This window comes from uncultured Thiodictyon sp., assembly GCA_903837595.1.
Taxonomy (GTDB): domain Bacteria; phylum Pseudomonadota; class Gammaproteobacteria; order Chromatiales; family Chromatiaceae; genus Thiodictyon.
This window is the reverse complement of sequence record CAILVI010000287.1, coordinates 1-19,670: the sequence shown is the minus strand read 5'-3', so window position 1 is coordinate 19,670 and position 19,670 is coordinate 1. Positions and strand designations below refer to the sequence as shown.

Here is a 19,670-nt window from a genome sequence, read left to right as displayed (position 1 = left end):
GCCTGTTCCAGCGCCAGCGGGCCGCTGGTCTGGCGCTCGGGATCGCCGAACTCATGGCCGCGCGCGCGGCGCTCCAGGCGGGGTTCGGCACCGGCGAGGCGGCGCGGCTCAAGTGTACGTTGCGCCTGCTATGGTGCAAGTCCGCGGCACAGAACGCCGATCTGGATGCACAGGTCGATACCCTGCTGGCGGAGCAGCGCTCCAGTATGCCGCGGCAGCCCGAACCGGAACCTGGGCCGGCCGCGCCCCCGTTGGAACCACCGCCCGAGATGCCCGAGCCCGAACCCTCACGGGCATCGCCGCCCGCGCCGAGCGCCCCGGCGGTCAAGCCGCTGCCCGTGCGCGCCCCCGAGCAGCCGGTGCCCAGCCGCCGCGAGCGGGACCTGGTCACCCATGACCCGGTATCGCGCCGCACCATGGCCTATGCCTGGCGCTATCTGCGTCGCCCGGTCAAGGACGGTCCCTGCGATCGGGTCGACCTGTCGGCGACACTGGAGCGCGCCGCGCGCCAGGGGTTCTTCGACCGGCCGGTCTTGGAGCGCCGCACCACCGACCATGGCCATCTGATCCTGCTGGTGGATCAGGGCGGCTCCATGGTCCCCTTCCATCGTCTGACCCGCGACCTGGTACAGACCGCCGTGGAGAGCGGGCTGCGGGTGGACGTCGGCTATTTCCAGAACGTCCCGCCGGGGCAGGTCTATCAGGACCCGCATCGCACCCGGCCGCTGGCGCTCAAGCGGCTGCTCGCCGAGTGCACCCCCGAGTCGAGTGTGCTCGTCGTCAGCGATGCCGGGGCCGCGCGGGGCGGGCGCGAGCAGTCGCGCTTCCAGGCGAGCGCGCGCGTCCTCGTGCAGATCAAGTGCCTGACCGCCTCGCTCGCCTGGCTCAATCCGGTGCCCACCACTCGCTGGCCGGGGACCACCGCCCAATTGATCGCCCTGCTGGTGCCCATGTTTCCCATGGATGAGGATGGTTTCGGCAACGCCGTCGATATCTTGCGCGGTCAAGCCGCCGGGGGCAGCGCATGAGCGCGCAGGTCCGCGAGGCCATTGCCTGCGACCGCATCGAGCGCTTCGTGCGGCGCTTTGGCGAGCCCTATCGGCGGCTCGCCTGGTATGCCGCCATGCCGCTGATCCTCACGCCCGAGTTGCTCAACTATCTGCACCTGCGCTTCCTGCATGGCCGCGATGGCGTACCCTGGATCGCCGAGGCCGATCTATTGCTATCGGACCTGTGCCGGCCGGTCGGTTATGAGCAATACGCCCTGGACCAGGACGTGCGCGCCCGGCTCATCGCCGAGCTGCGCGACTGCCTCGGGGCGGAGCCCCTGCGTGAGGCGGCGCGCCTGCTGTTGCGCTACATCCGCCACCTTGGCCGCGCCGGGGCCGGATTGCGACCAGCCGAGCTACAGGCCGAGCAATGGTCGGCCATGGCCTATCTGGAAGAATGCCGGGGCGAGGCCGCGCGTCAGATCGCGGATGCCTTTGCCAAGGGTCTGACCGCAGCCGCACCCGGTGCCGGCGTTGCCGGTTGCTCGGTGGCCGAGTTGGCGCGTCTGGTGCGCCTCACCGATGAGTTGGCTGCGAATCTTACCGAGCATCGCGGCCTGCTCGATTATGCCGGCGAGGTGGCGCGGCTGCTGCGGGACCCAGCCGCACTTGCGGCCCTGGGCGAGCGACTGGGCGCGGCGGGGGCGACTGCCTCCTTGCGCGACGTTGAGGGGGTGATGGTCCCCGATCTCTACGGTCGGCCGGGACCTGTTGAGGCTTCCGACCGGGTTGCCGAGCCGACCCCGCCCACGGCCCCCACGCCATTCCGCGACCGCTGGTCGGATGCAAACCCTGGTCCGGAAATGCTCTGGCTGCCCGGCGGGAGTTTCCGGATGGGCAGCCCAGAGGGTGTTGGCGAGGACAGTGAGCGGCCGGCCCATGACGTCAGGCTCAGTCACTATGGGATTGGCAAGTACCCGGTAACGGTCGGCGAGTTTTGGCGCTTCTGTGAGGCGACGGGGTATCGCACCGAGGCGGAGCAGGGGGAGGGCGCCTGGGTTTGGAACCGCGGCAAGCATTCCGGGCAGAAAGCGGATGCAAACTGGCGCAACCCCTATATGGACCAAGACGACCGGCACCCGGTGGTCTGCATCGGTTGGGACGATGCCCAAGCCTATTGCGACTGGCTGAGCAAGGAGACCGGCCAGGCGTATGGCCTCTTGACCGAGGCGCAGTGGGAGCATGCCTGCCGGGCGGGCACTGCTGCGCTCTACTGCTTCGGCGACGACGCGGGGCAACTGGGCGACTATGCCTGGTATGGCGACAACGCCGGTGACGGTACGCGCCCGGTCGGTGGGAAAAACGCCAATGCCTGGGGTCTGCACGACCTGCACGGCAATGTGTGGGAGTGGTGCCAGGACTGGTACTCGGGCGACGACTACCAGGAGCTTGTAGGGTCCGCTGCGCGGACCGATAGCCGTGCTGCGGATGCGGGGGCTGCTGGTCCGCACAGCGGACCCGACGGCTCGGCTGCAGCAGATACCACTGGCGTGCAGCAGAGTGCGAGTGGCATGCAGCTGCCTGCCAGTGAGAATCCCACTGGGCCCCAGTCGGGCTCCCTCCGGGTTTGTCGGGGCGGTGCCTGGCTCAACGACGCCGACATCTGCCGCTCGGCCTCCCGCTGCGACTGGCCCCCGTCCTTCCGCTACGACTACCTCGGCTTCCGCCTTTCGAGGACTGGCCCTTTACACTCTTACCCTTTTACCCTTGGCGGCGCGGGCGAACACGAACCGCCGAAACCTGAGCCGATCCCGGGTCTGCGCGACCCCTTGATGGATGGCACCACGGGCCCGGCCATGGTCTGGCTGCCGGGCGGTACCTTTATGATGGGGCAGGACGATAGCCCCTACTACTGGGAGAAGCCCGCCCACCCGGTGCGGGTGGATGCCTGTTCCATCGGTCAGTACCCGGTGACCTTCGCCGAGTACGACCGCTTCTGCGCGGCGACCGGGCGGGAGCGGCCCAGCGATGAGGGCTGGGGCCGCGGCGAGCGGCCCGCGATCAATGTGAGTTGGGACGATGCCCAGGCCTATTGCGCCTGGCTTAGCGAACAGACCGGCGAGCGCTATGCCCTGGCGACCGAAGCGCAGTGGGAGTATGCCTGCCGGGCTGGCCGCACCACCCGCTGGTCCTGCGGCGACGACGAGTCGGCGCTCGGTGATCATGCCTGGTACTACCAGAATGCCGACGGCAAGCCCCATCCGGTCGGGGAGAAACGGCCCAATGCCTGGCATCTTTATGATATGCATGGCAATGTGCGGGAGTGGTTCCAGGACTGGTGGTCCGACAGCTATTACCGGGAACTTGTCGATTCCACCGCAGCGCAGTCGCATTCTGCTGCAGCAGAGGTGACTGGCATGCAGCAGGGTGCGACTAGCAGCGATCTGCCTGCCAGTGAGAATCCCACTGGGCCCCAGTCGGGCTCCGGCCGGGTTTGTCGGGGCGGTGCCTGGGACGACGTCGCCGCCTTCTGCCGTTCGGCGTACCGCCTCAGGGTCGCGCCGTCCGTTCGCGGCCGCGGCCTCGGCTTCCGCCTTTCGAGGACTGGCCCTTGGCCCTCTTACCCTATTACCCTTGTCGGCGCGACCTCGCCCAGGGCGCCGGAGCCGCCGGCGCCTGCCCCCAAATCCCGTTTCACCCCCTTCGAGGTCTTCCGCGATCCATTGGACGTGGCGAGTCAGGACGGCACGAAGGTGGCGGGCGAGGCCCCGGCGATGGTCTATTTGCCGGGCGGAACGTTTAATATGGGTGATGAACAGGCCAGAGACAACGAGCAGCCGATCCACCCCGTCCGCGTCTCTGCCTTCGCCCTAGGGCGGACGCCGGTGACCTGGGGCGAGTACCGGCGCTTTTGCGAGGTAACGAATACACACTGGCCGGAGTGGCTGAAGAAAGGTAGTCAGTACCATGTCAAAACGGGCAGTAACGATTACTACGCTAAGTGCGGTATCGGTCCCGCGGCGCTGGATCTGCCGGTAGTCGGCATCGGCTGGGAGGACGCCCGCGCCTATTGTGACTGGCTGAGTGCGGTGACCGGCGAGCGCTATGCCTTGCCCACCGAGGTGCAGTGGGAATATGCCTGCCGCGCCGGCTCACAAACCCTCTGGTGCTATGGTGATGATACGGCCGGATTGGACGACTACGCCTGGTTCAGTGAGAATGCGGGCGGCCAGCTCCAGCCTGTCGCTCAAAAGCGCGCCAACTCTTGGCGGCTATATGACATGCATGGCAATTGTTTGGAGTGGTGTGCCGACTGGTATGCAGCGGATTATTACCGGCAGCTAGCCAAGGTGGTGGCGGGAATCGCGAGCAGCGCTCGACAAGCAGCGGATGCCATTCGCATCTCAGCAGATCGCAATGAGAGCCAGCCGATGGTGAGTGGTAATCCGAATGGTCCAAAGTTGGGCTCCTATCGGGTTGCCCGGGGTGGTGCTTGGAGCCTCGAGGCCGGTGCCTGCCGTTCGGCTTATCGCGACCTAGGGCATCCGTCGGAACGCGGCGGAGGCATTGGCTTCCGCCTTTCGAGGACCATATAGCTCGGCACTCTCACCCTATTTGCCCTTGTCCCGGCGGCCTTGGACATGAACCCGGCCCCCTCCACCTGACTTCGTCGCGGCCTGGGGGCCGCTCCTACCCCCGTAGGAGCGGCCCCCAGGCCGCGACGGATGGCCGGGAGGGGCAATCGTCGGAGTGATGATCAAGGCCCATCGACCAGCCGCCTTCTAAGGTCCGCTGCCGATCGTCTCAGCCAGCATCCGCTTGTTATCGCAGGGCGCGGCCCGGTTGCCCCCGTCGCCGATCCGTCCTAAACTCCCCCCATGCGCCACGCCATCGACCCCAAGATCGACTGTGTCTTCAAGGCCCTGCTGGGCTCTGAGGAAAATCGTAACCTGCTGATCTACTTCCTTAACGCCATCCTCGGCGCCGATCTGATCCGCCCGGTCACCGAGGTACAGATTCTTAACCCTTACAACGAACGCGAGTTCCTGACCGATAAACTCAGCATCGTCGACATCAAGGCCCGCGACGACCAGGGCCGGCGCTATCAGATTGAGATCCAGTTGTTGACCCATGCGGACCTGCTCCCCCGCATCCTGTATACCTGGAACGACCTCTACAACCATCAGTTGGAGAGCGGCCAGGATTACGGCACGCTCAAACCCGCCTACGCCATCTGGATCTTGGGCGAAAATCTCTTGATAGGCGACCCGTACTATACGCACCGCTACCGGTTGCGCGATGAGCGCGGCCAGTGCCTGCTGAACCACGGCGGGATCTATCTCTTGGAACTGAACAAATTCGCCGCCGAGCAGGTTGCTACCGACGAGCAACGCTGGCTCAAGTTCTTCAAAGAGGGCGAGCATCTGGATGCCGACGATCTCCCCGAGTGGATGCAGACCGCAGAAATGAGGCAAGCCATGAATACCCTGGAGGCATTCTCCGACAAAGAACGCGCCTACGACACCTATCAGGCGCGGCAGGACTTCTTACGGCAACAGCGATCGATTCAACGTGAACGGCGCTCCCTCGAGCAGGCACTTCTAGACGAACGCGCCGCACTGGCAGCCGAACGGCAGGCTAGAGAGGCGGAGCGGCAGGCTACAGATGCCGAGCGGCAGGCGAAAGAGGCCGAGCGGGAGGCTAAAGAGGCTGAGCGTCAGGCGAAAGAAGCCGCCCTTGCCGAGGTTAAACGCCTCACCGCGTTGCTCAAAGCCAAGGAATAAGGGGTCGGAATACCGTGAAAGTCAGGCCGGGACCCGGTGGGAGCGGCTTTAGCCGCGACTGGACCTCGCAAGCTGCTGTGGCCTCGTCGCGGCTAAAGCCGCTCCCACGACGACTTTCATCGTCCGGGGTGGCTGGCCTTACTGCCATGGCCGTTAGCCGGACGAGGGCAGCGACGATGCAATGCCGACCGGCTAACGCCGACCGGCATCGACCTCCGGTGATGCTCCCGGCGCAGGCGTAACACCGCGTAGCGGTGTTACGAGAAGTGCAGGCGGGCTGGCGCCCCCGGAGGCTTGCGGTGGCTATATCCGCAACAACAACCGCGCCGGGTCCTCCAATGCCTCCTTCATGGTGACCAGGAACTGCACCGCGTCGCGCCCGTCGATGATGCGGTGGTCATAGGTCAGGGCCAGGTACATCATGGGGGCGATGACCACCTGGCCGTGCTCCGCGATCGGGCGGTCCTGGGTCTTGTGCATGCCCAGGATGGCGCTCTGCGGCGGGTTGAGGATGGGCGTGGACAGCAACGAGCCGAAGGTGCCGCCGTTGGTGATGGTGAAGGTGCCGCCGGTGAGTTCCTCGAAGCTCAGGGTGCCGGCCTTGGACTTTTGCCCGAATTCGGTGATGCCCTGCTCGACGTCGGCCATGCTGAGCTGGTCGCAGTTGCGCAGGATGGGGACCACCAAGCCGCGCGGGGAGGATACCGCGATGCCGATGTCGTAATAGCCGTGATAGATGATGTCGGTGCCGTCCACCGAGGCATTGATCACCGGGAACCGCTGCAGGGCCTCGACCGCGGCCTTGACGAAGAAGGACATGAAGCCCAGACGCACGCCATGGGTCTTCTCGAACTGGTCCTTATAGCGGTTGCGTAGCTCGATGACCGACTTGAGGTTCACCTCGTTGAAGGTGGTGAGCATGGCGGCGTTCTGTTGCGCCTGCACGAGCCGCTCGGCCACCCGGGTGCGCAGCCGGGTCATGGGCACGCGCTGTTCGGGCCGGCCGGCCTCGCCGGTCAGGCCCGGGGGGGCGGTGACGCTGGCCGGTATGATGAAATCCGGGTCCTGCTCGGGGACGGCCTTCTCGCGCTCCTCCAGGAAGGCGAGTACATCGGCCTTCTGCACCCGGCCGTCGCGGCCGCTGCCGGCGATCTGCGCTGCATCCAGGTTCATCTCCTTGACCAGTCGGCGCGCGGCGGGGGCCAGCACCGGGTCGGCCGCCGCGGGCGTGGTGGGTGCGACGGGCGCGGCCGTTGCCGCGGGTTCTGGTCGCGCCGAGGGCGGCGCTCCTATGGATGCGGGCTCGATGACGGCCAGCACGGTGGCGGCGGTTACCAGGGTGCCGACCGGGGCCAGGATCTCACCGAGTATGCCGTCGGCCGGGGCCGGGACCTCCAATACGACCTTGTCCGTCTCCAGATCGACGAGGGTCTCATGTTTCTGCACTGCCTGCCCCGGTTGCTTGTGCCAGGCCAGGACGGTGGCGTCGGCGACTGACTCGGGCAGGGCCGGGACTCTGACTTCACTACTCATGGATAGCTGATCCTTTGATTCATGCTCGGGGTGAAACGGCCGGTCAGGGCCTCGTCGATCAGGTGCTCATGCTGCTCGACGTGTGCGGCGCGATGGCCGACGGCGGGTGCGGCGGACGCCGGCCGACCCGCATACTGTAACTGCTTGTCCGCCGGGAGCAGTTCGTACAAGCGGTGTTTGATCTGGTCCCAGGCGCCCTGGTTCTTGGCCTCCTCCTGGCACCAGATGATCTCCTCCGCGTTGGGGTAGAGGGCCAGCGCGGCACTGAACGCCTCTTTGGGGAAGGGGTAGAGTTGTTCGATGCGGATCAGGGCACAGTTAGTCAAGCCCCGCGACCGCCGCGCCTCCAGCACATCGTAATAGACCTTGCCGCTGCAGAAGATCACGCGCGTCACCCCGGCGGGGTCGATGGCGTCGATCTCGGCAATCACTGTCTGATAGTGCCCGGTGGTGAGTTCGTCCAGCGCGGAGACTGCCAGGCGATGCCGCAGCAGGCTCTTGGGGGTCATGACGATCAGCGGCTTGCGATAGTCCCGGACCATCTGGCGGCGCAGCAGGTGGTACATTTGGGCCGGGGTGGTGGGGACGCAGACCTGGATGTTGTGCTCCGCGCACAGTTGCAGGTAGCGCTCCAGACGGGCCGATGAGTGCTCGGCCCCCTGGCCCTCCAGACCATGGGGCAGCAGCATCGTCAGCCCGCAGGCAAGCCCCCACTTGGTGCCGGCGGAGGTGATGAATTGGTCGATCACCACCTGGGCGCCATTGGCGAAGTCGCCGAACTGCGCCTCCCACAGGGTCAGTGCATTGGGTTCGGCGGTTGCAAAGCCATATTCGAAGCCCAGCACCGCCTCCTCTGAGAGGATAGAGTCGATGGCGATGAAGGCCCCCTGGTGCGGGCCCAGGTGCTGGAGCGGGGTGTAGGCGTCGCCGGTGGATTGATCATGGATCTTGGCGTGGCGGTGGACGAAGGTCCCGCGTCCGCAGTCCTGGCCCGAGAGTCGCACCGGGATGCCCGCGTCCAGCAGGGTGGCATAGGCCAGGTTCTCGGCCATGCCCCAGTTGAGCAGCTGCTCGCCCGCGGCCATCTTCTGCCGCTCTTCCCATACCTTCGCCACCCGCGGGTGCATATCGAACCCCGTCGGCACCGTCAGCATCGCCGCCGCCAGGGTCCGCAGTTTCACCACCGGCACGCCGGTGTCCACGGCCTGGTCCCAGTCCTCGTTCTGGCAGCGCGTCCAGTCCACCCGATAGGCATTGTCGAGTCCGCACAGCACCGGCCGGGCGACCACCACGCCCTGCTCGATGGAGCGGCGATAATCCTCCACCTGCGCCGCGGCCTCCTCCGGGGTCACGATCCCCGCGGTGGCCAGCCGCTCGGCATAGACCGCCCGCGTGGTGGGGCGGGCGGCGATCTTGGCGTACATCATGGGCTGGGTGACGGCCGGCTCGTCGGCCTCGTTGTGACCCAAGCGGCGGTAACAGATCAGATCGATGACGATGTCCTTGTGGAACTCGTTGCGGAAGTCGAGCGCCATGCGGGTGACGAAGATCACCGCCTCGGGGTCATCGCCATTCACATGGAACACCGGCGCCTGGACGAGCTTGGCGATGTCGGTGCAGTAGGGGCTGGAGCGGGCGTCCAGCGGATGGCTGGTGGTGAAGCCGATCTGGTTGTTGATGACGATGTGTACCGTCCCGCCGGTGGAGTAACTGCGGGTCTGGGACAGTTGCAGGGTCTCCATCACCACGCCCTGGCCGGCAAAGGCGGCGTCGCCATGGATCAGTACCGGCAACACCTGGTCCCCGGTCTTGTCGCGGCGGCGGCGCTGACGGGCGCGCACCGAGCCCTCGATCACCGGGTTGATGATCTCCAGGTGCGAGGGGTTGAAGCCCAGGGCCAGATGGACGGCGCCCCCGGGGGTGTCTACGTCGGTGGCGAAGCCCAGGTGGTATTTCACGTCACCGGCCATCGTGTGGGCTTCCATGGGCAGCCGCCCCTCGAACTCGTCGAACATCGCCTGGGGCGGCTTGCCGAAGATGTTGGTCAGCACATTGAGCCGGCCGCGGTGGGCCATGCCGATCACGACCTCCTTCTGGCCCTTGCGCCCGGCACGCTGGATCAGTTCGTCCAGGAGCGGGATCAGGGTCTCGCCGCCTTCCAGTGAGAAGCGCTTCTGCCCCACATAGCGCTGGTGCAGATACTTCTCGATGCCCTCGGCGGCGCTCAGCAGGAACAGGATCCAGCGGCGGTCGGCGGTCTCCAGTTCCGGGGCCGCCCGATAGGTCTCCAGGCGCTTCTGGACCCAGCGCTTTTCCGTCGTGCTGGTGATATACATGTACTCGGAGCCAACTGGCCCACAGTAAATTCGCTGGACCAGGGCGATAATGTCGCGCAGCTTCATGCGGTCAGGGGCGCAGAGCGAGCCGGTGTAGAAGACCTGGTCCAGGTCATCTTTGCTCAAGTTGTGGTAGATGGGGTCCAGGTCCTGGACCCTGGGCCGCTCGCGCAGCCGGATCGGGTCGGTATCGGCCACCTGGTGGCCACGGAAGCGGTAGGCGTTGATCAGGCGCAAGACCGCCGACTGTTTCTCGGCCGCGGCCGGCTCCAGGTGCTCAGTACTGCGCAGGCGCGCCCGCGAGCGACTCTCGCGGGCGAGCCGGGCGAAGTTCTCGCGTACCGGGCCGTGGGCGATGTCGGCGGGGACCGGGCGGGCTCCGGGTGTTGCGGGCGCCGATTCGTTGGCCGGCGCCTGACGCATGGCGTCGAAGCGCGCGCGCCAGGCGCGGTCTACACTCTCAGGGTCCTGGAGGTAGCGCTCGTAAAGGTCTTCGATGAAGGCCGCGTTGCCCCCGTACAGGGCACCGGAGGAACGGAACAGCTCAAGGATTGCGCTCATACTTGGTATCGATTTGGCCGCGGCGTCTGGTGGTGGGATAACCGCTGTTTATAGCACAGGCCGGATTCGGGTCGCTGAAGTTGTTTGAGACGCCCGGAAACGCGACAATAGGGCGGCACGTTGTACCCGCACCGGCACCGCCTGCGGCACTCATGGCCCCAGCGAACAACATGGTCAATCCGGAGTCTAAGGTCAGCGAGGCGCATCAGCGCAAGCGGGTTAATCTCGCCCGGCTGGAGGCGGACCTTGCCTACTTCCAGGCGCGCCTGGAGATGATCGGTCAGCCGGGCAGCACCAACCAGCTGGCCCAGCACAAGGTCTTCATGCTGCTCAGTGAGAGCACCGGCGCCAAGGTTGCGGAGGCCGAGCAGGCGGTCTCGGAGATGTTCTGAGTGTGTACCTTCATCATCCTGCGTCGTCCGGACCACCCCTGGCCGGTCCTGATCGCCGCCAACCGCGACGAGCTTAGTGGGCGCGCATGCGCGGCGCCCGCGCGGCACTGGCCGGACCGCCCGGAGGTTGTCGCCGGGCTCGATTGTGCGGGCGGTGGCAGTTGGCTCGGCCTCAACGACCACGGGTTGGTGGCCGCCGTCATGAATCGCACCGGTACCCTGGGGCCGGCGGCCGGCAAGCGCAGCCGTGGCGAGTTGGTCCTGGAGGCCCTCGACCATGCGGAGGCCGACGCGGCGGCCGGCGCCCTGGAGGACCTGAACCCCGCCGCCTATCGACCATTCAACCTGGTGGTGGCCGATCCCCGCCGTGCCTATTGGCTGCGCCATGGGGGCGATGGGCCGGTCCGCGTCTATCCTATCCCGCCCGGTCTGCATTTTCTGAGCGCGACCGAACTGGACGACCCGCACCACCCGCGCATCGCCCATAACCGCCCGCGGTTCGTGGCCGCACCAATCCCGAGGCCCGAGGCCGACGACTGGTCGGGCTGGCGCGACCTGCTCGCCGCCGCCGACTATCCCGCGCCGCTCGGGCCTGAGGCCGCCATGGTGCTGGACGGCCCGGACGGCTTCGGTACCCGCTCCAGCGCCTTGATCGCACTACCGGCCTATCCGGGGCCCACCGCCCGGCCGTGCTGGCTCCATGCACCGGGGCGGCCGGACCGCACCGCGTTCGCGCCGGTGGTGCTGGACGGGTGCATTTCTGGCGCTTGACAGGGTGGAAGTCGATCCGGATAATGCTTCGCTCGGTGACGGCACTCGCAGCGGCGATCCCATCGCCAGTCAATCAGTCGGCAGGCAGGCGAGACTGGATAGAGCCTCTAGGGAGAGAGCGCCATAAACTTTGCGCCCGTAGCTCAGCTGGATAGAGTACCTGGCTACGAACCAGGTGGTCGGGAGTTCGAATCTCTCCGGGCGCGCCAATAAAACAAGGGCTTAGACTCGCAAGGTCTAGGCCCTTTCCTTTTGCGCAACCACTGCGCAACCACGCGGCGCAAAGTCGGCACCCGGTGCCGTTCGTCGGGTCGCTCCCGGCAGGGTGCCGCGGTGCCCTGGGAACCATCGCCAGCGGTCGGGCTCGTCACCAGGTGCATCGCCCTGGGTACCGCTCCCGGACCTCGATCCCGACCGCGGTGCAGTCAGCACGAGGATGATGTGGATCGCGTCCTGAACTGTAGTTTTCTGTAGTAGCTGGGGCGCCCCCACGCGCGCGCGATGCGTGCATAAATTCAGCCGGGCCGTGTTCGGTGCGCAGTACGCGCACACGCGCGCGCGGGTGCTGCGCCGACTCCGGGGCGCCGACGGTCAGGCGGTAGGATCGCACCGACCCGGGGCCGCTGGCGCATGCTCCCTGCTCTGATCGGCCAGCCGGTAGACACGCACGGCTCCCGTCTGCGGTTCCGCTGGCGCCGGGCCGCGCTCGTTGTGCGGCAGGAAGAACACAACCTGCTCACCGGGCGGGGTGGCGTTCTCAAGTCGGCTCAGTCGCTCATTCAGTCGCGTCATGGTTCACCTTAAATTGCCTGCCTATTTCCATAATCTCGGCGTCTGTTGCATCGGCAGAGCATAGCCCGCGGGCAACAAAGCTGCGCCTCAGTCTGTCGCGCAGTTCGGCAAGCGTCATTTCCGATGCGGGCCGGTTGTCCTCTGGCGGGTCCGCGGCTTCAAGGGCCTTCAATCGGTCATTCAGTCGCATGATTCGCCCCTTCAATATCCAGTGACCGAAGAAAGGCCAGCAATGCGCCGGGCTCAAGGTCCCTTACATCATCGGCTGAGCATCGCCCGGCCTTCACATACTCACGCACAAGGGCCGTGCGCAGTTGCTCAAAATTCATATCGCCGGGGTCCATGCTATCCAGGTCAGGATTAGCCGCTTCCAGTGCGTCAACGCGCGTTCTCAGATTCCTTGCTTCGCCTTCAGTGCCGCAATACGGCTTTCAAGTTCGGTGATCTCCCGGACCTTGACCAGTGCCGACAGTGCCCCGGCGATGGTCGCGGCCTGATCGGGTGACAGGTCGCCACTGGCCAGGGCCTTCAGGACGGCCGTAGGGGCGCCGGTCAGGTCGGACGCGTCAATGCCCGGGGGTAGACTCACGGGCGCGTCAGTGGCCTTTAAGGCAGGCATCACGCGATCAAGTAGCAGTCGGCTCGCCTGAATATCCCCGCCCTCTGCTGATTCGATCAGGCGATTGACGATACCCGGCAGGGCGGCGCGGATCGCCTCTCGCTGCACCGCTTCGGCATCTGTCCGCTTTGGCCTCCCAGGGCCGGGCGGTGATCCCGGGAGGAATCGCCCCTTGTCGTCTCTCGTGTTCGTGTCGTCGCTCATGTTCTGTTTTCCTGCCGTTCTGAAACCGCCGAAAGGGGGCCGCCTGTGCCGTCTGACGGGGTATCCGTGGTGCGCTACTTGATCTTCCGCCGACTCTAAAGCGAAATTGCGCAAGCCATGTGTGCGCAGAGCGCGCACCCCATGTCTATGAATTTCTCTTTGAAGATATCAATGAAGATATCGTAGGCAGATTCTGCCGCACCTCTTGGCCAAATCTGCCGCACCTTCGTGCGGAATCTGCCGCACCTTTTGCCAAATCTGCCGCACCTTCTAACGTGCGGCATTTCTTGCCGCACCTTAGCCTTGGCCCTGTTCCTCCCAGCGTGCCGCCTCCTCGTCGTTTTCAGGTTGCCAGCCTTCATCTTGCCGGTAGTCGTCGCGCGCCTGGATTCGATTTCGCTCCACCTCTTTAAGCCAAATGTCGGTCTTCGGGTCAATGTGGTTAGGCCAGGTGAGGATATAGAAATCGAGCGCCCATCCTTGACCGCTCTTGCCCCCCTTCTTGCGCTTGAACCAGCCGTCGGCCTCGAGGATATCAAGATGCTCTCGCACGGCGCGAAGACATACCCCGGTCTTCGTAGATAGCGTCTGCTGAGACGGGAAAACACGCCCGTCTTTGCTGGTTGCATAGTAGTCAAACAGGACCTGAAGCAGCGCGCGTTGCGTCACGCGCGCCGGGCCATGCTCCGACCACACAAGCCAGCGCCAGCGCTTAAGTGGGTTGGTGTTGGTGTCAGCCATAGCTGTGCGTGTCGGACTCCATCAATCTGGCCCGCTTGGCGCGGAGTCGAGTAGCGAAGGATACCAGTCGACGCTTGCGAGACTCGTAATCCAATCCGGCAACCAGCAAAGCGGCGTTGCGTTCGCGCACGAGGCGCAGAATTTGAACCTGCTCGTTGTTCAGGGTCTTCTCGTCAATGGCCTTGAACTGGCCAGTGACGATGAAGTTGCACAGCTTGTTCTCGCACTGGAAGTGCTGTGCACCAGTGATCTTTCCGGCCTCGTCCCGGACCTCGATCAGTGCATCCATCATTGGATTGTGGGCGGCCCGCTTAGATGCGATCAGGTCGGATCGTGGTGGGTTGGCGTAGAGGCGGGCAATCTCGTTTAGGGCGCGACGGAAGGCCAGGACCAGACGAACCTTGAACTCGACCACCACGGGTGTGTTGCGGAACAGGGTGATCAGGAAGGTTGCGTGGTCTTCGTTGAGCAAGGCGATTTCCCGCTCTTGCGCTCCGCCCTGCGTCTGGAAGGGGTGCCGCTCAAAATCCACCCTTCCCAGTCTGGCGAATTGGTCTTGGTACTGTCGGATCAGAGCGACCGCCCGCTTGTGAGTGGCCCCGCACCCTTCGGCAACGATCAAGGAGGTTGTCAGGGCGGACTGACCGCGGGTCTCGACCAGCGGCGCAGCAAGTCCGCCAGAGGTATAATTGCGCCGCTCGTTTCTGTTCTGCTCTCGCGCCCGTCCGGGTCCGTCCCTGGTGCGGGCGCTTCCATTTGCGGGGTCCATATCAGCAGCCCCGCGCACGGCTTGCCGGGGCAGGTCCGGCCGATGGGCCGGTGTTGGTGCGGGTGTGCTCGTTCAGCCAGGCGTCAACCTGTGCGGGGTCATAGCGGACGGCTGCACCAAGCTTGAGGTAGGGCGGGCCGCCTCCCTTTACCCGCCACTGTTGCAGGGTGCGAACCGAGAAGCCAAGCCGCTCGGCTTCGCGCTTCTCGTCGTGAAGGGTCTTGATGGGCGTTACTGTCGGGGTGTTCAAGCTGCGTTTCTCTACCGTGGGTTTCGATTTTCCCAAAGTTTACGCAGCGGGGGCGGGCGTTCTATCGAAGTGGGATGGGTGCTAAGCAGATGTTGAGGTTTTTTTTATCCGGGAGCGCGGTGGCGACTGGTTAGCCAGAAAGGCGCGGTGCGATGGGCTCTTGCTGAGGTAGTCGCGGGCGCGGTAGATGTTCAGGTCCTTATAGTGCGGATGTTCCTTACCTGCAACCCGCTTGGCCTTCGTCACCAATTTACTCTCTCCCCGCTGTTTCGATCCGTCAGCCTCAAGCTCGGCATATGCCCGATCGAAGATCGGCACCATCCATGCGTTAGGGTCTTTTCCGTTGGCCTTGTCTTCTTTGGCCTTGGCGGCTTTCTTCCTTGCCGCGCCTATCCCGATACCTTGCGCGCGTCTGCGCTGGTAATACTGCGCAGAGAACTTGCCGCAACAGCGTTGCGCATCAGCAATGAATGACCACGCTAAATCCTTCTGTCCGGCTTGCTCTACCCTTACGGCTTGGACGCAATAGGCTAACCCGACCAGTATGTTATGACGCCAAGCGGGAATAAGCGTTGATAAATCAACAGGATTGGGCACTTGCCGGTTAGCCGCTTCAAGTCGTCGCTTTAGAATAGCATCGCCGCTTGTCGATTCATCGCTCCATAAGTCGCTAACAATCTTTCGGATTGTCTCTATCGGGTCTTTATTCTTTGGGTGTATCTTCCACAAGAATACAAGCTCCCTTTGCAATTCCTCTGCATAGGTGGCGGGGGTCCGCGTTTCGCGGGCGGGCAGGAATTGAGCCTGATACATAACGCGCACCTTCTAGCGCAACCCTTCAAGAGGTTGGCCAGGTCAGGCGGTGAAGGTGCCGCCGTTCGGGAGCTACCCTAGACCCGGCCGTAACGGGTTAAACCAGCTTGGCGACCTTGAGCAAGACGCCAATAATGACGGTGGTTTGAAGAAAGCCCACGCCAATAACCCAGCGGGTCAGGTCGGCTTTCGTCTCGGCAATCCGGGTGCCGGTCTCGGCAATCTTCGCCTCTAGGCTCAACTCCGATTCTCGAATGTCGCGCTTAAGCTCCACTCTCAAGGCTTCAATGTCGCGGCGTAGCGCGTTCTCGTGCTCGGTTACTTCGGCCTTGGTCGCCATCTGCCGATCTAGGATTTCAGCCAGGGCGCGGGCCTGGGTTGCGGCTTGTTGCTCGCTGAACCCTCCCGCTTTGAGCGTTTCGGAATAGGCCAAGGTGTCAAGAACAAAGGTGGTCATGGGGGGTGCTCCGGGTGAAAGGGGGGCGGGTCACTTCGCGGCGGTCCGGGCGCGGGCCGGAAGCTCGGTAACCTCTGCCGTGGGGGTCAGTCCGGCCGCCCCCATCAGCCGGGCGCCGTGCTGGTCCAGGGCCGCCCTCACCGAGTCCTCACCGAACCGGGCATAGACCGCGGTCGTTGACTGGGTGGAGTGATTCAGAACCCGCCCGATCAGGTGCAGCGAGTTGCCCGACTGCGCAAGCCAACTGCCGACCGTGCGCCGAAGATCATGCAGCCGCACATCTTCGACACCAGCCGCCGCACGCACCCGGCCCCATGGCTTGCTCACGTTGACCAGGTGGGCACCGGGGAGCTTGCCGGGCAGGATGAAGGGGTTGTCATCGGTCCGGGGCATGTCGCGCAGCAAGGCCACGGCGGGCGGGCTCAGGGGTATGTAATGGGTCTTGCCGTTCTTGGTGTCGGCCAGCCGCAATGCTTCGCGGGTCCAATCCACATCAGCCCATTGCGCCTTGAGTAGTTCGGACTTCCGGCAGCCGGTCAGCAGGTAGAGCCACAGGGCCGCGCGGGCTGACTCGTTGGGCTCCTCGTTGATCGCCTGTGCCAGCCGGGGCAGTTCGTCGGGGGTTACCCAGCGGTCGCGCTTCGTCTCCTTGTAGTCGTCAATCCCTTGGGCCGGGTTGCGGTGGTCCTCTGGAACAAAGCCCCATCGGTGGGCGAGCTCGAACATCTTGGCGACCAACTCACGTACCCGGTTTGCTTCGTAGGGGTGGTCCTCCTTGGTGCCGATCTTGGAATGCAGGGCCGCCACGTCGGCCCGCTTGATGGCCTTGGCCTTGAGGCTGGCCCATGCCGGAAGGATGCGGTTGTTGATGCGCCGCTCGTCCTCTGACCAGCTTTTCTTATGGACCTTGGCGTAACGCTCCAGATAGGCGACGCATAGTTCACGCACGGTTTCGCCTTGCCGGTCCTGGTCTCGGGATTCGGCGGGGTCGGCCCCCTGTACCACTGCCCCGAGCTTCGTCTTTGCCGCCGCGCGGGCCTGCTCCGCGGTCATGTCCTTACCGAGCGTCCCCAGCTTCAGGAACCGCTTGCGGGCGCCTGATCGGTAGGCAATCAAGAACGTCTTGAGCCCGGTCGGGTAGACCCGCACGCCAAAGCCCTTAACCTCGGGGTCCCATCGGTAATCCGGGTTTCTCCCGGTGCCTTCGTAGGTCATGCCCTCAACGCTGCGCTTCGTCAGGTTGACCAGCGCCCGGCCGCCCTCGGTTTTGGTCTCGGTGTTCATGGTTTCCCCCCGCTCGGTTCGATGGGTCCCCAGTGCCCCTATGGCTGGTTGCGCGCGCAACCACTGCGCAACCACAAAAGAGTGAATCAGGGCGTACTATGCCGTAAAGAATAGCATGTCTTGATCGGGTAAGCTGTTGTTAAAACGTGGGGTAACGTAACGGGCCTTAGGCGGTAGCGTGTGCGACTCTCAGGCTAGGAACCAGGTGGTCGGGAGTTCGAATCTCTCCGGGCGCGCCAATTAAGACAACGGCTTAGGCATCAGCGGGTCTAGGCCGTTTTCGTTTGAGTCAGCACTGAGTCAGCACGGGGGGCCAAGTCAGCATCCGGTGCCGTTCGTCGGGTCGCTCCCGGCAGGGCCGCCGCCCCTGGAAACCATCGCCCGCGCATGGCGGGCTCGGTCCGGCGCATCTGAATCGCACTGCGCAGCAGGTTTGCGACCGGGTGATGCGAAAGCGCTGCATGGTAGCGCTGGATGGCCTATCCTAAATCACAAAATCATGTCAACGGCCTGTTACGGGAGGGCGCGCGATGGCAACTGTCTACGATCTGGCGGAATACATCCTGCGTGCTCGTGGTCCGATGTCCGCAATGAAGCTGCAAAAGCTGGTGTACTACTCTCAAGCCTGGTCTTTGGTCTGGGACGAGAGGCCATTGTTTGGGGACGAGATCGAGGCTTGGGCCAACGGCCCCGTCGTGCGCGCCTTGTATGATCGTCACCGCGGTAAGTTTTCTGTTTGCCCAGGGTTTTTCCTGGAAGCCCTGATGCCCTGACGATCAGCGAGCAATCCACCGTCGACATGGTTCTAGGCTTCTACGGCGACAAGGACCCGCAATGGCTGAGCGACCTCACTCATCTGGAGCAGCCATGGCGCGTTGCCCGCGAGGGAATCCCGGACGGCGAGCGCGGATCGCGCATCATCGGAAAGGATGTGTTGGCAGAATATTACGGCAGCCTTTGATGGCGCAGAAGCAGCCGAAGGTCGGGGCACACCCGGGCGGTCGATCGGTTCGCACCGGGGGGAGCCCGGAAAACTTCGACAAGCAAACGATCTGCTGGCAGATGGGGCGCGCCGATTGGTCCTACGACTCATGGGGATGGGGGACGCTCTCCCCAGACGACTGGACTCAGCAAGTTGTTGGGCGCCATCCTGGCCTGGAAAGCATGACGTGGGGCGAGTTGCCGGGCGCCGTGGGTGGCAAGAGCGCTGGCACAAACCATCACTCGCTACCTCTCGATGCATTGTCTAAGAGTGCCCAGGTACGACTCTCCGAACTAAGCCTGGACGATGTAGATGCCGTTTTTTCCTTGAGGCTTACAGGAACAATTCGTGTCTACGGGATCAAAGATGGTCGCGTTCTCCGGGTGTTATGGTATGACAAATACCATGGAGACCCAGAAAAGGCCGTGTGCCCCTCCCGCAAGAAAAACACCTGACACCCTCGACATCCCCGCTCCAGCGGGGATTTTTGAGCCCGTGCATCCGCACCGACCCACACGAGCCAGCACAGTGCGGGCTCGGTGGGGCGGCTCAGTCACCCGGCTGACTGGCATCGGTGTCGATACCCAGTCGCTCCCGCCGACCGATCAGCATTTTCGCCCGTTCGGTGGCGCGGGCCATGGCCGCTAAGTAGATCGCGTCCAATTGCTCTTTGGGCGGGAACACGTTCAGATTGACATCCTCCTCGATCTCTACCTTGTCCCACCACAGGGCCGGTTGTCGGTTCCGCAGCCACAGGGAAGCCGCCGCGGTGTCAGGCGGGTAATGCTTGCTGATCTCGGTCACAACCACTTTGCCATCGACAACATTGACGCGGAACTCTGGATGCGAACAGCCACAGGCACGCTGCTACAGGGCTAGCCCATCTTTAACATGACCCCATTGATATACAGCCCTGAACCGCATCCAACCAACTGATTCGTATGTACACACCTGTCTGAAATCGCAATGTAGTGCCAAGTTGTTCGAGAGGGTCAGAATAAGATAGGTCACGGATGTCGTAGAGTACCGGGATGTACATCCGTCGCACACATACCAGCAACAGCGCCACCGGGGAGCGCTACGCCACCCACCGCCTGGTGCAGTCCGAGCGCGTGGGCGGGCGGGTGCGGCAGGTCACCCTGCTGAACCTGGGCCGCCATTTCGCGCTGCCCCAGGAGGAGTGGCCGGCTCTGTGTGCCCGGGTGGAGGAACTGCGCCGTGGCCAGGGGACCTTGCTGGGCAGCGCCGGCGCGGCGCTCGAACGGGAGGCGCAGCGGCTGGCCGCCCAGTTGTTGGCGCGCGAAGGCGAGGACGCCCCCACCGCCAGCCGCCCCGCGCAGGGCGATGTGCAGGCGCTCGACGTCGACTCGCTGGAGCTGAGCCGCCCGCGCAG

General features: G+C 64.4%; 17 protein-coding genes, 1 tRNA gene and 2 pseudogenes. 9 read left to right on the top strand and 11 right to left on the bottom strand.

Annotation, left to right across the window (positions count from 1 at the left end):
• The 3 genes and pseudogenes from QZY44_RS15905 to QZY44_RS15895 form a co-directional block, all read left to right on the top strand.
• Positions 1-1,028: pseudogene (locus QZY44_RS15905) on the top strand (hypothetical protein); the annotation flags it as partial.
• Positions 1,025-4,585 carry an SUMF1/EgtB/PvdO family nonheme iron enzyme gene (locus QZY44_RS15900; RefSeq protein WP_295448099.1) on the top strand — a complete coding sequence of 1,187 codons (3,561 nt, stop codon included), beginning with the start codon at positions 1,025-1,027 and terminating at the stop codon, positions 4,583-4,585. The pseudogene QZY44_RS15905 and the gene QZY44_RS15900, both read left to right, overlap by 4 nt.
• A 282-nt stretch (positions 4,586-4,867) precedes the next feature.
• On the top strand, positions 4,868-5,773 hold the full coding sequence (locus QZY44_RS15895) for an Rpn family recombination-promoting nuclease/putative transposase (protein ID WP_295448096.1): 906 nt from the start codon (positions 4,868-4,870) through the stop codon (positions 5,771-5,773).
• A gap of 303 nt (positions 5,774-6,076) precedes the next feature.
• On the opposite strand, the gene odhB is transcribed toward QZY44_RS15895, so the two are convergent.
• Both odhB and QZY44_RS15885 read right to left on the bottom strand, forming a co-directional pair.
• Positions 6,077-7,306 carry a 2-oxoglutarate dehydrogenase complex dihydrolipoyllysine-residue succinyltransferase gene (gene odhB / locus QZY44_RS15890; RefSeq protein WP_295448093.1) on the bottom strand — a complete coding sequence of 410 codons (1,230 nt, stop codon included), beginning with the start codon at positions 7,304-7,306 and terminating at the stop codon, positions 6,077-6,079.
• Complete coding sequence (locus QZY44_RS15885; RefSeq protein ID WP_295448089.1) at positions 7,303-10,203, bottom strand: 2-oxoglutarate dehydrogenase E1 component; 2,901 nt, start codon at positions 10,201-10,203, stop codon at positions 7,303-7,305. Before QZY44_RS15885 ends, odhB begins: the two co-directional genes overlap by 4 nt.
• A gap of 152 nt (positions 10,204-10,355) precedes the next feature.
• Between QZY44_RS15885 and QZY44_RS15880 the strand changes: the two genes are divergently transcribed.
• From QZY44_RS15880 to QZY44_RS15870, 3 genes are all read left to right on the top strand, one after another.
• A complete protein-coding gene (locus tag QZY44_RS15880; RefSeq protein ID WP_295448086.1) occupies positions 10,356-10,595 on the top strand; it encodes a hypothetical protein in 240 nt (79 codons plus the stop codon).
• Positions 10,596-11,366, top strand: a complete 771-nt coding sequence (locus tag QZY44_RS15875; protein ID WP_295448083.1) for an NRDE family protein — start codon at positions 10,596-10,598, stop codon at positions 11,364-11,366.
• Positions 11,367-11,498: 132 nt separating this feature from the next.
• Positions 11,499-11,575, top strand: a tRNA-Arg gene (locus tag QZY44_RS15870).
• Between the two features lie 566 nt (positions 11,576-12,141).
• On the opposite strand, the gene QZY44_RS15865 is transcribed toward QZY44_RS15870, so the two are convergent.
• From QZY44_RS15865 to QZY44_RS15830, 8 genes are all read right to left on the bottom strand, one after another.
• Positions 12,142-12,348: a hypothetical protein gene (locus tag QZY44_RS15865; protein ID WP_295448080.1), complete on the bottom strand. Its 207-nt coding sequence runs from the start codon at positions 12,346-12,348 to the stop codon at positions 12,142-12,144.
• A gap of 201 nt (positions 12,349-12,549) precedes the next feature.
• Positions 12,550-12,981 (bottom strand): hypothetical protein, encoded by a 432-nt coding sequence (locus QZY44_RS15860; RefSeq protein WP_295448077.1) that lies wholly within the window; start codon positions 12,979-12,981, stop codon positions 12,550-12,552.
• A gap of 297 nt (positions 12,982-13,278) precedes the next feature.
• Entirely contained in the window at positions 13,279-13,722 is a 444-nt protein-coding gene (locus QZY44_RS15855) for a helix-turn-helix domain-containing protein (RefSeq protein WP_295448075.1), read from the bottom strand.
• On the bottom strand, positions 13,715-14,491 hold the full coding sequence (locus QZY44_RS15850) for a Rha family transcriptional regulator (protein WP_295448072.1): 777 nt from the start codon (positions 14,489-14,491) through the stop codon (positions 13,715-13,717). The genes QZY44_RS15855 and QZY44_RS15850 overlap by 8 nt, the downstream gene beginning before the upstream one ends.
• 1 nt (position 14,492) lies before the next feature.
• Positions 14,493-14,741, bottom strand: a complete 249-nt coding sequence (locus QZY44_RS15845) for a helix-turn-helix domain-containing protein (RefSeq protein ID WP_295448069.1) — start codon at positions 14,739-14,741, stop codon at positions 14,493-14,495.
• A gap of 81 nt (positions 14,742-14,822) precedes the next feature.
• Entirely contained in the window at positions 14,823-15,554 is a 732-nt protein-coding gene (locus tag QZY44_RS15840) for a hypothetical protein (protein WP_295448066.1), read from the bottom strand.
• Between the two features lie 97 nt (positions 15,555-15,651).
• Positions 15,652-16,011 (bottom strand): hypothetical protein, encoded by a 360-nt coding sequence (locus QZY44_RS15835; RefSeq protein ID WP_295448062.1) that lies wholly within the window; start codon positions 16,009-16,011, stop codon positions 15,652-15,654.
• Between the two features lie 30 nt (positions 16,012-16,041).
• Positions 16,042-17,295: a site-specific integrase gene (locus tag QZY44_RS15830; protein ID WP_295448059.1), complete on the bottom strand. Its 1,254-nt coding sequence runs from the start codon at positions 17,293-17,295 to the stop codon at positions 16,042-16,044.
• A gap of 530 nt (positions 17,296-17,825) precedes the next feature.
• Here QZY44_RS15830 and QZY44_RS15825 point away from each other — a divergent pair.
• Positions 17,826-18,068 (top strand): type II toxin-antitoxin system antitoxin SocA domain-containing protein, encoded by a 243-nt coding sequence (locus QZY44_RS15825; protein WP_295448056.1) that lies wholly within the window; start codon positions 17,826-17,828, stop codon positions 18,066-18,068.
• A complete protein-coding gene (locus QZY44_RS15820; RefSeq protein WP_295448102.1) occupies positions 18,032-18,256 on the top strand; it encodes a hypothetical protein in 225 nt (74 codons plus the stop codon). The genes QZY44_RS15825 and QZY44_RS15820 overlap by 37 nt, the downstream gene beginning before the upstream one ends.
• Before the next feature lie 570 nt (positions 18,257-18,826).
• Here QZY44_RS15820 and QZY44_RS15815 read toward each other — a convergent pair.
• Positions 18,827-19,081, bottom strand: coding sequence for a hypothetical protein (locus tag QZY44_RS15815; protein WP_295448053.1), 255 nt, complete (start codon positions 19,079-19,081; stop codon positions 18,827-18,829).
• A gap of 227 nt (positions 19,082-19,308) precedes the next feature.
• Here QZY44_RS15815 and QZY44_RS15810 point away from each other — a divergent pair.
• Positions 19,309-19,670, top strand: a pseudogene (locus tag QZY44_RS15810) (transposase); the annotation flags it as partial.

Excerpts from the sequence above, each read along its gene's own strand:
- QZY44_RS15835 (WP_295448062.1), bottom strand. The coding sequence starts at position 16,011 with ATGACCACCTTTGTTCTTGACACCTTGGCCTATTCCGAAACGCTCAAA.
- QZY44_RS15880 (WP_295448086.1), top strand. The coding sequence starts at position 10,356 with ATGGCCCCAGCGAACAACATGGTCAATCCGGAGTCTAAGGTCAGCGAG.
- QZY44_RS15855 (WP_295448075.1), bottom strand. The coding sequence starts at position 13,722 with ATGGCTGACACCAACACCAACCCACTTAAGCGCTGGCGCTGGCTTGTG.
- QZY44_RS15840 (WP_295448066.1), bottom strand. The coding sequence starts at position 15,554 with ATGTATCAGGCTCAATTCCTGCCCGCCCGCGAAACGCGGACCCCCGCC.
- QZY44_RS15825 (WP_295448056.1), top strand. The coding sequence starts at position 17,826 with ATGGCAACTGTCTACGATCTGGCGGAATACATCCTGCGTGCTCGTGGT.
- QZY44_RS15850 (WP_295448072.1), bottom strand. The coding sequence starts at position 14,491 with ATGGACCCCGCAAATGGAAGCGCCCGCACCAGGGACGGACCCGGACGG.
- QZY44_RS15895 (WP_295448096.1), top strand. The coding sequence starts at position 4,868 with ATGCGCCACGCCATCGACCCCAAGATCGACTGTGTCTTCAAGGCCCTG.
- QZY44_RS15900 (WP_295448099.1), top strand. The coding sequence starts at position 1,025 with ATGAGCGCGCAGGTCCGCGAGGCCATTGCCTGCGACCGCATCGAGCGC.
- QZY44_RS15830 (WP_295448059.1), bottom strand. The coding sequence starts at position 17,295 with ATGAACACCGAGACCAAAACCGAGGGCGGCCGGGCGCTGGTCAACCTG.
- QZY44_RS15885 (WP_295448089.1), bottom strand. The coding sequence starts at position 10,203 with ATGAGCGCAATCCTTGAGCTGTTCCGTTCCTCCGGTGCCCTGTACGGG.
- QZY44_RS15865 (WP_295448080.1), bottom strand. The coding sequence starts at position 12,348 with ATGCGACTGAATGACCGATTGAAGGCCCTTGAAGCCGCGGACCCGCCA.
- odhB (WP_295448093.1), bottom strand. The coding sequence starts at position 7,306 with ATGAGTAGTGAAGTCAGAGTCCCGGCCCTGCCCGAGTCAGTCGCCGAC.
- QZY44_RS15860 (WP_295448077.1), bottom strand. The coding sequence starts at position 12,981 with ATGAGCGACGACACGAACACGAGAGACGACAAGGGGCGATTCCTCCCG.